This is a genomic window from Spectribacter acetivorans (assembly GCF_031846305.1).
GTDB lineage: Bacteria > Pseudomonadota > Gammaproteobacteria > Nevskiales > Salinisphaeraceae > Spectribacter > Spectribacter acetivorans.
Genome location: NZ_JAVRHY010000005.1, coordinates 114,683 through 127,746, shown reverse-complemented (window position 1 = coordinate 127,746; position 13,064 = coordinate 114,683). Strand labels below are relative to the sequence as shown.

The following is a 13,064-nucleotide window of genomic DNA, read 5'->3' as shown; positions in this document are numbered from 1 at the left end:
GTTCAGAATAGCTCGACGTTGCCCGGCGCCACCGACACCTGGGAGACCGGGTTATGGGGCGGCTCGCGCCAATCGTCGGCCTGCTCGGCGATACGCTGGCGGGTGACCCGGCGCTGTATCCGTGCCTCCCGACTCGCCCCGGCGATCCCCGGGGCGCGGAGTTCACCGGCGTTATCGCCCATCAGCCGAACCCGCTCCAGATGGCGGCGGGCCGCCCCCAGCGCCTGGGTGGCGATATCCTCGAACTGCAGCGAACGAACCGCGACCTGGGCGGCCTGATCGATTCGCTGACTGCTCGCCGAAACTTCGCCCAACGCCTCGGACAGCGTGTTGTTCAGCCCCTCGATATCCCGTACCAGACCGTCGGCGCGGCTCCGGGCCTGCTTGCTGGCTTCCTGGTTGCGGGACGCCATGTCGCCCACGGTGTCGCTGACGTTGGCGATGGCCTCGCGGGAACTGGTCACCAGCTTGCGGATCTGCTCGTTGAACACCGCCGAACGCTCGGAGAGGCTGCGCACTTCTTCGGCCACCACCGCGAAACCTCGCCCGGCCTCGCCTGCGCGAGCGGCCTCGATGGCGGCGTTGAGGGCCAGCAGATTGGTCTGGTCAGCGATCGACTTGACGTCCTCCAGCAGCGCGAAGATGCCGTCCAGGTGCTGGGCCATGGCATCGATGCGGGTCACCGTGTCGGTGCTGCGCTGGCTGCCGTCCGCCAGCACGCCCACCATATGCGTCATCAGATCGCCCACGGAACTGGCAAACCCGCTGACGTTGGCCGCGCCGTTGTCGCCGGCCTGCACGATGCCGCGAACCTGGCCACCCTGTTCGCGCACGAGGGCGTTGATATCCTTGAAGCTGCTGGTGAGCTTGGCCACGGCATCGTTGATCAGCGTCGATACCCGCTCGACTTCCGCCTCGGCTAGCGAGAGCTCCGACCGGCCGGTTTCGGCGAGCTCGTCAAGCAACGCCGCCTCGTCGGCGGACTGATCGGCCGATTGCGCCAGGCCGCGCTCGCGGATCCAGACGTAGTAGCCCCAGCTGGCGAGCATGGCTGCCAGCACCGTCCAGCGCAGGGCCGCGGGTACCGGCTGGGAAACCGTTATCACGTGCGCCAGGGTGGCAAGTGCCGGAATCCCGACGCCGGTGACCAGATGCTTGTAACGCATTGCCTTCTCCAATGGACCCGTCTTGCTTAACGGACCGATAGACTGTTTGTTTTAGCCCCGGGGCCGGGCGGCGCTACCCGGCCACCACCCACCAGGGCCGCCGGGACCTCGGCCAGCGGCAGCACCCGGTCGGCCGCCCCCAGGCGCACCGCCGAACCCGGCATGCCCCACACAACGCTGGTTGCCTCGTCCTGCGCCAGCGTGGTCGCACCCGCCTCGCGCATGGCCAGCAGGCCGCGAGCCCCGTCCTCGCCCATGCCGGTGAGAATGGCGGCGACGGCATTGCGGCCGCAGGCGATCGCCACCGAATCGAACAGGACGTCCACGCTGGGCTTGTGGCGATTGACGGGCGGACCATCGTCCAGCCGGGTCAGGAAATGGGCCCCGCTTCGCACCACCTGCAGGTGTCGGTCACCCGGTGCCACGTAGGCATGCCCGGCCATCAGCCGCTCGTTGCCGCGGGACTGGCAGACCACCAGGGCCGAGTGCTGATCCAGACGCTCGGCGAACGAAGCGCTGAAGGCGGCCGGGATATGCTGGGCGATGACCACCGGCGGACAGTCCGGCGGCAGCACCTGAAGCACGGCGCGGATAGCCTCGGTGCCCCCGGTGGAAGCGCCGATCGCAATCACCTGGTCGGTGGTCCGCAGGCTGCTCATGCGAATCACCGGCCCGGCCTGGGCGGGTCCGTCGGCACGGGCGGAAACCCGGGCCACGGCGGCCTGATGCACCTTGGCGACCAGGTCCTCCGCGTATTCCTGCAGACCCTCGGTCAGACCCAGCCGGGGCTTGGTGACGAAATCCACGGCCCCGAGTTCCAGGGCCTTGAGCGTGACCTCGGCCCCGCGTTCGGTCAGCGAGGAGACCATGACCACCGGCATCGGCCGCAGCCGCATCAGGTTGGACAGGAACGTCAGCCCGTCCATGCGCGGCATCTCGACATCCAGCGTGAGAACATCCGGCGACAGCGTCTTGATCTTGTCCCGGGCCAGATAGGGATCGGCCGCCGACCCGACCACCTCGATGCCGGGGTCCGCCGACAGCAAGTCGGTCAGCACCTGGCGCACCAGGGCCGAGTCGTCGACGATCAGCACGCGAATCTTTTGCATGGCAGGGCCCGAGAGCTAGAAAAGGGACACGTCGCCGGCCACCGGTTCGGTGGACAGGCGGGCGCGGTAGGTCTTCTCCTGAACCGCCACGGACCCGGCCTCGACCGCGGCCAGGTGCCGAACGCGTACCCGTCCCTGGGCGGCATAGAGCAGCACCTTGCGCGGCTGCAGGCCTTCGAGGTCCGCCGCCAGTACCGGGATCCGCTCGGCAGTCAGGTAGGCCCGCACGAATTCGGCGTTGCGCTCGCCCACGCGACTGCCCGCGAGGCTCGCCAGTACGGCGGCGCCGCCGAATACCTTGGCGGTAAGCCGCGTGCGCTGGGCGCCGGCCTTGAGCATGTCGTTGATCAGCAGTTCCATGGCGTGGGAGCCATAGCGACCCGATGCGCTCACCGAGCCCGTGCTGCGATCCTCCGGCAGCATGAAGTGATTCATGCCCCCGATGCGGGCCTGCGGGTCATACAGGCAGACTGCCACGCAGGAGCCGAGCACCGTCATCAGCACGATGTCCTCGGCGGTGGCGTAGAACGCACCGGGAAGAATCTTCGCCACCGTGGCGCCCAGGCGATTGTCGTGAAACCGCATCGGCGCCTGGGGGTCCTCCAGCACGGTTGCCGCCGCCTGGCTCATGCCGCCTGCGCGCCGCTGATACCGGCACGCCGGTAGATCGTGCGCCCGCAGGGGGTGAACAAAGAGGGCACGTTGAGATAGCTCTCCGAGTGCCCGGCCACCAGATAGCCCTCGGGCGCCAGTCGCTGATGCATGCGTTCGAGAATCCGGCGCTGGGTGGGCTTGTCGAAATAGATCATCACGTTGCGGCAGAAGATGACGTCAAAAACCCCGTCCAGCCGCCAGTCCGGTGCGACCAGATTAAGCGTCTGGAAACGGATCGCGGCTGCGGTCTCCGGCCGCACCCGCACCTTGCCGGCGTTCGGCCCGATGCCGCGCTGGAAGAATCGCTTGCGCCGCTCCGCGGACAGTTCATCAATGCGATCCAGGTCGTAGACCCCGGCTCGGGCGCGGGCCAGCACCGCGGTATCCACATCCGTGGCCACCTGCTCCAGCGTGCCGGCACGCCGCCCCAGCGTTTCCGCCGCCACCATCGCGATGGAAAAGGGCTCTTCGCCCGTGGACGCCGCTGCACACCACACCCGCGTCCGGTCGCCCGCCCCCCGGCCGGCCAGAAATTCGGCCAGCCAGGTGAAATGATGCGGCTCGCGAAAGAAGGCGGTCAGATTGGTGGTCAGAGCATTGGTGAACGCCTCCCATTCCGGATCCGACGTTCGGCTCAGCCGGCGCAAATAGGCATCGAAGTCGGCCAGGCCCAGGGCCCGCAGCCGGCGGCAAAGCCGGCTGTAGACCATGTCCTTCTTGCCCGGTGCCAGCGCGATACCGGCCCGGCTGTGGATCAGCTCGCACACCTGACGGAAGTGGCCGTCATCGAAGGCGAACTCCCGTTCGCCAGCGCCACGGTTGGTACCGGTCATAGGCGGCTATCCGGACCCAGCACCGCGCCGGCGAAGCCGGTGCCCTGGCGAGCCAGCATTGCCCCGAGGCTTAGCCAGACCGACACGGGTGCGACAGCCGCGCCCGCGGGCACAAGCGCGCGGTTAGAACTCGACCCATTGATCACTGTCGTGTTCCTGACTGGCGGTATGCCCATTCATGGCGCGGCCGTTGGCCTTGCTCGGCGCTCCGGCGTGGGCGGTGGCCGAACGATCGGCTGACGCGCCCTTCCCGTTGCCGGGCGAGCGTCTCGAGTCGGCAGCAAGCGCCGGGGCGACGCGGATGGCACCGCTGGCGCCACCCTGGTCGTCGAGACGGAACACCCGGATCGACTCCACCAGGCCGGCAGCCTGCTCTTCCAGCGAACGAGCCGAGGCCGAGGCTTCCTCGACCAGCGCCGCATTCTGCTGGGTGACCTCGTCCATCTGCGTGACGGTCTGGTTGACCTGTTCGATGCCGGAACTCTGCTCGCGGGAGGCCGCGCTGATTTCGGCCATGATGTCGGTCACCCGCTTCACGGAATCGACGATCTCGGCCATCGTCTGGCCGGCCTGGCTGACCAGGTCGGAGCCGTTCTCGACCTTCTCGACCGAATTGCCGATCAGTGTCTTGATCTCCTTGGCCGCCGCGGACGAACGCTGCGCGAGACTACGCACCTCGCCGGCCACCACCGCAAAGCCGCGGCCCTGTTCGCCAGCGCGGGCGGCTTCCACCGCCGCGTTCAGCGCCAGGATATTGGTCTGGAACGCGATACCGTCGATCACACCGATGATGTCGACGATCTTCTTGGAGCTTTCGTTGATCGCATCCATGGTGGTGACAACCTGTCCCACCACGTCGCCTCCGCGCTTGGCCACGTCACTGGCACCAATGGCCAGTTGATTGGCCTGGCTGGCGTTGTCCGCATTCTGCTTCACGGTGGAGGTGAACTCCTCCATGCTGGACGCGGTTTCCTCCAGGCTTGCGGCCTGCTGCTCGGTGCGCGACGACAGATCCGCATTGCCGGCGGCGATTTCGCGGGCAGCCGTATCGATGGTCTCGGCCGCCAGCTTGATACCGGAGACGATGCTCTTGAGCTGGTCCACCGTCGCATTGGCGTCGGTCTTGAGCTGCCCGAAGGTGCCCTTGTAATCGGCGTCGATCGACTCGGTGAGGTCGCCCTTGGCCAGCGCGGCCAGCACCCGGGCGATGTCGTTGAGACCGGCTTCGCTGGTGCTAAGCAGATCGTTGACACCCCGGGCCAGCCGCTCGAAGAAGCCGTCCTTGTCATCCAGCGCGATGCGGCGACTGAATTCGCCGTTGACCGCCGCCTCGACGATCTCGTTGACCTCGGATTCCACCGCCACTTCCGCGGTGCGATCCTGCCACTCCACCACCGTACCCAGACGCGTACCGTCCTCGTCTGTGATGGGATTGACGGTCAGGTTGAAGGTGCGGCCGCCCACGCCGATCTCGGCGCGATGGGTACCGGTGAGATTCTCCAGCATCCGCCGCTGGTGGTCGGGATTCTTGTGGAAGATATCGATGGTCGCGCCCATCACCTTGCCCATCGAGAACTGCGGCAGATCCTTGCGGATGTCGCTCTCGGCGACCTCCAGCATGGCCATCAGCGAGTTGTTGCCGTAAATGATGCGCCGGTCGTTGTCGGCAATCATCACGTTGGTGGTGACGTTGTCCAGGGCATTGCGGATGCGGACATTCTCGGCAGCGATCTTCTGCTCCGCGTCACGCGCGGCGGCGATGTCCTCGAGCATGGCATTGACGCCGTCGCAAAGTGTCGCAATCGGACCACTCTTGCCTTCCATCGGGATGCGTTTGGACAGATCCCCGGCGCGGGCGGCGCTGACCACCGAACCCGTTTCGGTGACGGCCTGTTCGGTGGTGCGCTGACCAAGCACCTGCTCGGTGACATCGGTGGCGTACTTGACTACCTTGAACGGCCGGCCCGCGGCATCAAATATCGGGTTGTAGCTGGCCTGAATCCAGATGTCGTGCCCGTCCTTGGTCACCCGACGGTACTGGCCGGCGTCGTATTCCCCGCGCCCGAGCTTGTCCCAGAATCGCCGGTACTCCGCCGACTCGCGTTCCGCCGGATCCACGAATATCCGATGGTGCTGGCCCTGCACATCCTCCAGCCGGTAGCCCACCGCGCCGAGGAAGTTGTCGTTGGCGGTGCGGATGGTGCCATCGAGGTCGAACTCGATCACCGCCTGCGCCTTGGAAATGGCCGCCAACTGGCCCTGCTGGTCGGCGGCTCGTGTGACCTGTTCGGTCACGTCGGTGGCGTACTTGACCACCTTGAAGGGCCTTCCTTCCGTGTCGAAGATAGGGTTGTAGGTCGCCTGGATCCAGATCTCCCGGCCGTCCCGGGTCAGGCGCTTGTACTGACCGGCGTCATACTCGCCGCGCCCGAGCTTTTCCCAGAACTGCCGGTACGCCGCGGATTCCCGTTCGGCCGGCTCCACGAAGATGCGGTGATGCTGACCCTGCACCTGGTCCAGGGTGTAGCCAAGCGCATTCAGGAAGTTGTCGTTGGCCGTTCGGATGGTGCCGTCGAGATCGAACTCGATCACTGCCTGCGCCTTGGAAATGGCCGCCAGCTGGCCCTGATAATCAGCTGCCTGAGTGACCTCGTCGGTAACGTCGGTGACGTACTGCACCACCTTGTAGGGACGGCCATCGGCCGCCAGTAGCGGGTTGTAGATCGCCTGGCCCCAGAACCGGCCACCGTCGGCACGCCGGTAGGCGTAGCGGCCAGACACGAACTCGCCCTGCTGCAGGCGTGTCCAGATCTCGGCATTGTCCTTTTCGACCAGGAGATGGTCGTGGGGTTTGCCCGCCAGCGCCGCCGAATCGAAGCCGCTCAGGCCACTGAAATTGGCGTTGACGTCGCGGATGGTGCCGTCGAGGTCATAGGTAATGGCGCCACGCGAGCGATTCACCGCGCTTGTCAGGGCTTCCAGGTCAGCCAACCGCGCCTGCATCGCGCGACGGGCGGACCCATTCGAAAAACTGAATCCGAACATGGTTTGGGTTCCTCCGGTAAGGGGCGCGATCAGGCAGCGGCCGCGGCGACCAGCGCCATTTCTTCGCTGAGCATGAGTCGCTCGATGTCGACAAGAATGAGCATGCGGTCCTCGATCACGCCGAGGCCGGTGATGTAGTCGGCGTCAAAGCTGCCGCCGAATTCGGGGGCCGGGCGAATCTGATCGCTGGTCAGATCGATGACGTCGGACACCCCGTCCACGATCATGCCGACCGTACGATCCGCCAGGTTGAGAATGATCATCACCGTGAACTCGTCATAGGCCACGGTTTCCAGCTCGAACTTCACCCGCATGTCCACCACCGGCACGATGGTGCCGCGCAGATTGATCACGCCCTTGACGAAGTTCGGCGACTCCGGGATGCGGGTCACGGTTTCGTACCCGCGAATTTCCTGCACCTTGAGGATGTCGACGCCGTATTCCTCGTCGCCGAGGGTGAAGGTCAGAAATTCATTGGTCGGCGGGTTGCCGCCGCGCTGGGGATCGCTTGACTCGGACATACTGCCCTCCGCTCAGGCGGCGGCCGGCCGGCGCGTCGCGCCGATCAGCTCGCCGATATCCAGGATAAGAGCGACGCGGCCGTCGCCCAGGATGGTGGCGCCGGCCACGCCGGCCACGTGTCGGTAATTGGCCTCCAGGCTCTTGATCACCACCTGCTGCTGACCCAGCAGGTCGTCCACCTGCAGGGCCAGGCGCTGGCCGCCGGATTCCACCACCACGATGACTGCACCGTTGTCGCCGTCTGCCCGCGCCACGCCGAAGAATGCCGCGGCCGACACCAGCGGCAGGAACTCCTCACGGAAGCGGACCACCTTGCTGTTGCCGGCAAGGCGGCGCACGTCAGCGCCGCCGGGCTGGAGCGATTCGACCACGCTGTGCAGCGGGATGATGTAGTTTTCTGCCCCGACCGCGACGGTCATGCCGTCGAGGATCGCGAGCGTCAGCGGTAGCCGGATGGTGATATCGGTGCCGCGGCCAGTTTCCGAGGCGACTTCCACCTGCCCGCTCAGGTTGGTGATGTTGCGCTTGACCACATCCATGCCCACACCACGGCCGGACACGTCGGTGACGGCGGCCGCGGTGGAAAACCCGGGCGCGAAGATCAGTTGCCATACCTCGGCGTCGCTCATCGATTCCTGGCACGGGATGCCACGCTCGGCGGCCTTGGCCAGCAGCCGGGCGCGGTCGAGGCCCCGGCCATCATCGGACACACGGATGACGATATGGCCGCCTTCATGGCTGGCTTCCAGGGTGACCGTGCCGGTCTCCGGCTTGCCGGCGGCACGCCGTTGCTCGGGGGTCTCGAGCCCATGATCCAGGCTGTTTCGCACAATGTGATTGAGCGGATCGGTGATGCGTTCGATCACCCCGCGGTCGAGTTCCGTGCTTTCCCCCAGCGTTTCCAGTTGTACCCGCTTGCCCAGCCGTCCGGCGAGGTCGCGTACCACCCGTGGGAAACGATTGAACACGAACGCCATGGGCACCATGCGGGTGGCCATCACCGCTTCCTGCAACCGGCGGGTATGCAGCTCCAGCTGCGACAGACCCGATAACAGCATCTCGTTGTGTACGGGGTCGAGGTCCTGGGCCTGCTGTTGCAGCATGGCCTGGTTGATGACCAGCTCGCCGACCAGGTTGATCAGGGCATCGATCTTGTCCACCGACACCCGCAGTGAACTCTCGCCGCCAGCGGCAGGCTGCCGTCGGGCGGGCGGTTCATCGCCTTCCGCCGTTGCCGCGGTCGGTTCCGGCGACGGCGCAGGCAACGGTTCGATCACCAGATCGCACTCGTCCTCGACCCAGGCGAATATTTCCTCGACCTGCGCCCGGTCCGTGCTGGTAGTCAGGGTCAACGTCCAGCCGAGGTAACAGGCCTCGGGATCAAGCGTGTCGAGGGGCGGCAGACGGGTCGGATCCGGTTCGACTTGCAGCGCCCCCAGGCCGGATAGTTCCCGCAGCAGGCGCAACGGTTCATTGCCGGATGCGAACAACGCTTCATGCGGCTGGAAGCTTATTCGCCAGGTGGTTTCGGTCACCGGGGCCGAAGACGCAGTCGCGTCGTCGCGCACAATCGCTGTCTGCGGCTGGTAGGCGGCCAGCGCCTGCTGGGTCGCGGTGATCGCATCGATATCGACGTCGTCCCCGGACTGGGCGGCATCCAGCAGCATGCACATCACATCCGCCGCCCGAAGCAGGATATCGATCAGATCACGGTCGGGCGTCAGCCGGCCTTCCCGCAACTGGTCGAGGGTGGACTCCACGCCGTGAGTGAAATCGGCAATTGCGGTGAACCCGAAGGTTCCCGCGCCGCCCTTGATCGAATGCGCGGCGCGGAAGATCTGATGGAGCGCGTCCGGATCCGCCGTGCCCTGATCCAGGGCCAGAAGCCCGGTCTCCAGAATCTGCAGACCTTCGCGGCTTTCCTCGAAGAAGGTCTGGTGGAAACGCTCGATGTCGATACCCACGGGACTCGTCCTAGCCCAGTACGCGGTTGACGGTGGCGACCAGCGTGTCCGGATCGAACGGCTTGGTCAGCCATCCGGTCGCACCTGCCGCCTTGCCTTCCTGCTTCTTGTCGGCGCCACTCTCAGTGGTGAGGATGAGCATGGGCGTGAACTTGTAGGCGGGCAGATCGCGCAACGATCGGACCAGGGAGATGCCGTCCATGCGCGGCATGTTCACGTCCGCCAGTACCAGGTTGAATTCGCGCGTCCGGGCGGTTTCCAGCGCCGCCTGGCCATCCTCGGCCTCGGTGACATCGAACCCGGCCTCGGCCAGTGTGAAGCGGACCATCTCCCGCATTGAAGCGGAATCGTCCACGGCAAGAATGCTTGTCATGATCGGTTGTTCTCCGTTAACCCGTCGGGTCGGACAGACCCAGCGTTTCGGCAAGCCCGGCCAGCCGGGCTGCCTCGATGAGCGCAGCGCTCGGTGCCAGCCATGCCACCGTGCCGCCGGCCGCCGCCCGGTCGCGGCAGAAGGCCACGAGCAGCTGCAACCCGCCCGCGTCCACCCGCGCCACCTCGGCGCCATCCAGGGTCACGGGGCCCATCATGGACAGCGAATGCAGCAACTGATCGCGCAGCCCCCCCGCCGTGCGAACGGACAGGTCGGACCCCAGCGAAAGCGATTCTGCGTGTTGTTCGGATATGGTCATCATTCATCCTCTTGCAACTGCTGTGCCTCGGCGCTAAAATCCAACAAATACCTGTTTAAAAACACATTTATCAGATTCATCGGTGTCAACTCCGCATCCGGGACGGCGAATCGTTGCCGGGGTGTCAAACTTCCGCCGCACCGGGGCGGTGCCGAAATTCCGCCGCCAGCGCCTCGCGGTCGAGCACCATGAGAATATGGCCGTCGATATCGCAGACGCCGGAAACAGGTACCTTGCCGGGACGCATACCGGCGGCCGGCGGTGGCTGAATGTCGTTCCGGTCGAGCAGGCGCACGCCGGCCACTCGATCCACACGCAGCGCCACCGCCGTGTCGTCGAGATCGAATATCACCAGCCGGGTGGCCTCGGTATCCGGCTGTCGCGCCAGCCCGAGCAGCGGGGCCAGATCCACGACCGGCACGATGCGACCGCGTACGTTGATCACACCGATCACCGCCGGCGGCGTGCCCGGCACGGGGGTGACCGCCAGCATGCGCATGACCTCCTGCACCTCAAGCACCGCAATCAGGTACTGCTCATCGCCCATGGCAAACTGAATCCATCGGTCCCTGACCGGCACGGCCGTGGTCACTGCCAGCGACGAATCAGCCCGCGAGTTCACTTCGAGGGTCGCGCTCATGCCGCTACCTGCGACTGGCGCCCGGCAACCCGCGGCGCCAGCCGCATCCAGGCCTGTTGATAGGCAGCCGCCGCCCGGCAGCTGCGGCAGAACATGCCGATCGGCTGACCGGCCTCGGCGGCCTCGCGAACCTTCGTATCCATGGGTATCACCGTATCCAGCAACGCACTCGGATGCGCCTGCGCCAGGGCATCAAGCCCTGCCTTGCCGGCGCGCGTGCGCGGGTCGAAGAACGTGGGCAGGATGGAGAACGCCAGCGGTTGCGGGCGACTGCGATTGACCATGGCCACCGTGCGGATCATGGCTTCCACCCCGTGGCGTGCCAGCGGATCGGTCTGCGTGGGAATGAGCAGATGGTCGGCGGCCGCCAGTGCGTTGATCATGAGCACGCCCAGCGCCGGCGGCACATCCAGCACGGCCCAGGCATAGGCCGCGGCAACACTGTCGAGTGCCTGCATCAACCGCAACCCCATACCCGCGGCACGCCCCTGTTCGCGTTCAAGCGACGCCAACGCGGTGCCGGCGGGGACCAGATCCACGCCCTCGCAAACAGCGGTCCGGATCTGGCAGGCCAGGCCTGCCTGGCCCGACAGCACCGGGTAAACGCCCCGATCGGCACCGACCGGGGCTAGGCCGAAGTAGTGGGTCAGGGAACCCTGCGGGTCGAGATCGACGACCAGCACCGGCCCGTCATCGCGGGCGAGCCCTGCGAACGCGGCAGCGGTGCTGGTCTTGCCCACCCCGCCTTTCTGGTTGGCCACCGCGAGAATACGCATGAGCCGTTATCCCGCGGTGGGCCCGGGGCGGCCGGCCAGGCCACCGGGCAAACCCTGGATGTCCGGCAGCGTGCGGACCAGCACGACCACCCGCCGATTGGCGTTGCGCCCCCCGGCGGTGGTGTTGTCGGCCACCGGGCGGTACTCGCCGTAGCCGTGCACGCTCATCAGTGCCGGCGCCAGACCCTCGGCCGCGAACAGCTCCACCACGCTGGCGGCTCGAGCTGCCGACAGCACCCAGTTGGAGGCATAGCGGGGCGTGCGGATCGGCACGTTGTCCGTATGGCCCTCGATACGCAGCGGGTTCGGCAACCCTGACAGCACGGCCGCCAGATCCGCCAGCACCGGCCGGGCCCGATCCTCGACCTCGGCCGAGCCGCTGACGAAAAGAATGTCGGTGTTGATCTCCACTTCCACCCCGGCAGGCAACTCCCGGACGGTGACCATGTCCGCAGCGATCAAGGGGGCAAGGGCCTCACGGATCCGCTCCGCCACGGCCTGGATCTGCGCCTGGGCGGCCGCCGTCCCGGACCCGTCGGGCGACGCCACGATCGGCACGCCGGCTCGTAGCGGGATTGGCGGCGGAAAGATCGCGTCGTGGCGAATGGCTCGGGCGGAACCGCCGATGGACTGCTCGATCGTCTGCGGCTTGATGATGTTGACTTTCTGATCGCTGTCATCACCCCGTTGACGGGTTCTCCCCAGCTGGATCGGATGGATGGTGCGCGCCGGACTGTTGAACGCCTTCATCATGGCGTCGGAAAGCACCCGGTACTTGCCTTCGTTGATCGAGGAGATGGAGTACATCACCACGAAGAACGCCAGCAGCAGAGTGATCAGATCACCATAGGGAATGGCCCAGGCCTCGTGGTTGACGTGATCTTCCTGGTGCCCGCGTTGCCGGCGGCTGCTCCCGCTCATATCTCGAGGAAGCCCTGAAGGCGCGATTCGATATTGCGCGGATTTTCACCCAGGGCGATCGCCACCAGGCCCTCGATCAGCATTTCGCGGTGACGGGACTGCGCGTTGACCGTGCCCTTCAGCTTGGCCGCGATCGGCAGAAAGATCAGGTTGGCGGAGCCGATGCCGTAGATGGTGGCCACGAAGGCGGTGGCAATGCCGTGGCCAAGCTTGTCCGGGTCGGACAGGTTCTGCATCACTGCCATGAGCCCCAGAACCGCCCCGAGAATGCCCAGCGTGGGGGCGTAAATGCCCAGCCCCTCGTATACCTTGGCGGCCTGCTGTTCGGTGTGTTCGCGGGTATTGAGCTCCACCTCCAGCACGCTGCGGATGGTGGCGGGCTCAGCCCCGTCAACCAGCATCTGGAGACCCTTGCGCACGAACGGATCGGGCTGCGACTCCACCTCGGCTTCCAGCCCCAGAAGACCACTCTTGCGGGCGATGTTGGACCACTCGACGATCCGGCCCATGGTTTCGACCGGCGCCAGCGCGGGCGGGGAGAATACCCAGCGCAAGATGACCAACGCGCGGCGGAAGGTCGGAAACGGCGTCTGAATGAATACCGCCGCAAACGTCCCCACGAAAACGATCACGAACGCGGCGCTGCTCCACAGCGCGCCCAGGCCACTACCCTTGAGAATACTGCCGCCCAGAACCGCAACTACGGCCATCACCAGGCCGGCGAAACTCATCTTGTCCAGGC

General features: G+C 66.2%; 13 protein-coding genes. All 13 read right to left on the bottom strand.

The annotated features are described in order from the left end of the window. Positions 1-2: 2 nt before the first annotated feature. On the bottom strand, positions 3-1,166 hold the full coding sequence (locus tag RM531_RS07305; RefSeq protein WP_311658362.1) for a methyl-accepting chemotaxis protein: 1,164 nt from the start codon (positions 1,164-1,166) through the stop codon (positions 3-5). 26 nt (positions 1,167-1,192) lie between these two features. Further along, a complete protein-coding gene (locus RM531_RS07300) occupies positions 1,193-2,275 on the bottom strand; it encodes a protein-glutamate methylesterase/protein-glutamine glutaminase (protein WP_311658361.1) in 1,083 nt (360 codons plus the stop codon). 15 nt (positions 2,276-2,290) lie between these two features. Further along, positions 2,291-2,905 (bottom strand): chemoreceptor glutamine deamidase CheD, encoded by a 615-nt coding sequence (cheD, locus tag RM531_RS07295; protein ID WP_311658360.1) that lies wholly within the window; start codon positions 2,903-2,905, stop codon positions 2,291-2,293. Continuing rightward, the gene (locus RM531_RS07290; RefSeq protein ID WP_311658359.1) at positions 2,902-3,762 is read right to left on the bottom strand and encodes a CheR family methyltransferase; all 861 of its coding nucleotides are present in this window, start codon (positions 3,760-3,762) and stop codon (positions 2,902-2,904) included. The genes cheD and RM531_RS07290 overlap by 4 nt, the downstream gene beginning before the upstream one ends. Before the next feature lie 123 nt (positions 3,763-3,885). Continuing rightward, a complete protein-coding gene (locus RM531_RS07285) occupies positions 3,886-6,807 on the bottom strand; it encodes a methyl-accepting chemotaxis protein (protein WP_311658358.1) in 2,922 nt (973 codons plus the stop codon). Positions 6,808-6,836: 29 nt separating this feature from the next. Then, a complete protein-coding gene (locus tag RM531_RS07280; RefSeq protein ID WP_311658357.1) occupies positions 6,837-7,328 on the bottom strand; it encodes a chemotaxis protein CheW in 492 nt (163 codons plus the stop codon). 12 nt (positions 7,329-7,340) lie between these two features. Beyond that, entirely contained in the window at positions 7,341-9,293 is a 1,953-nt protein-coding gene (locus RM531_RS07275; protein WP_311658356.1) for a chemotaxis protein CheA, read from the bottom strand. A 10-nt stretch (positions 9,294-9,303) separates the two neighbouring features. Next, the gene (locus tag RM531_RS07270; RefSeq protein WP_311658355.1) at positions 9,304-9,666 is read right to left on the bottom strand and encodes a response regulator; all 363 of its coding nucleotides are present in this window, start codon (positions 9,664-9,666) and stop codon (positions 9,304-9,306) included. A gap of 16 nt (positions 9,667-9,682) precedes the next feature. Continuing rightward, complete coding sequence (locus RM531_RS07265; protein ID WP_311658354.1) at positions 9,683-9,985, bottom strand: STAS domain-containing protein; 303 nt, start codon at positions 9,983-9,985, stop codon at positions 9,683-9,685. Positions 9,986-10,109: 124 nt separating this feature from the next. Beyond that, on the bottom strand, positions 10,110-10,625 hold the full coding sequence (locus RM531_RS07260) for a chemotaxis protein CheW (RefSeq protein ID WP_311658353.1): 516 nt from the start codon (positions 10,623-10,625) through the stop codon (positions 10,110-10,112). Further along, positions 10,622-11,401, bottom strand: a complete 780-nt coding sequence (locus RM531_RS07255) for a ParA family protein (protein WP_311658352.1) — start codon at positions 11,399-11,401, stop codon at positions 10,622-10,624. Before RM531_RS07255 ends, RM531_RS07260 begins: the two co-directional genes overlap by 4 nt. 6 nt (positions 11,402-11,407) lie before the next feature. Then, positions 11,408-12,322, bottom strand: coding sequence for a flagellar motor protein MotD (gene motD / locus RM531_RS07250; protein WP_311658351.1), 915 nt, complete (start codon positions 12,320-12,322; stop codon positions 11,408-11,410). Further along, on the bottom strand, positions 12,319-13,062 hold the full coding sequence (locus RM531_RS07245) for a flagellar motor protein (protein WP_349255417.1): 744 nt from the start codon (positions 13,060-13,062) through the stop codon (positions 12,319-12,321). Before RM531_RS07245 ends, motD begins: the two co-directional genes overlap by 4 nt. Positions 13,063-13,064 lie beyond the last annotated feature (2 nt).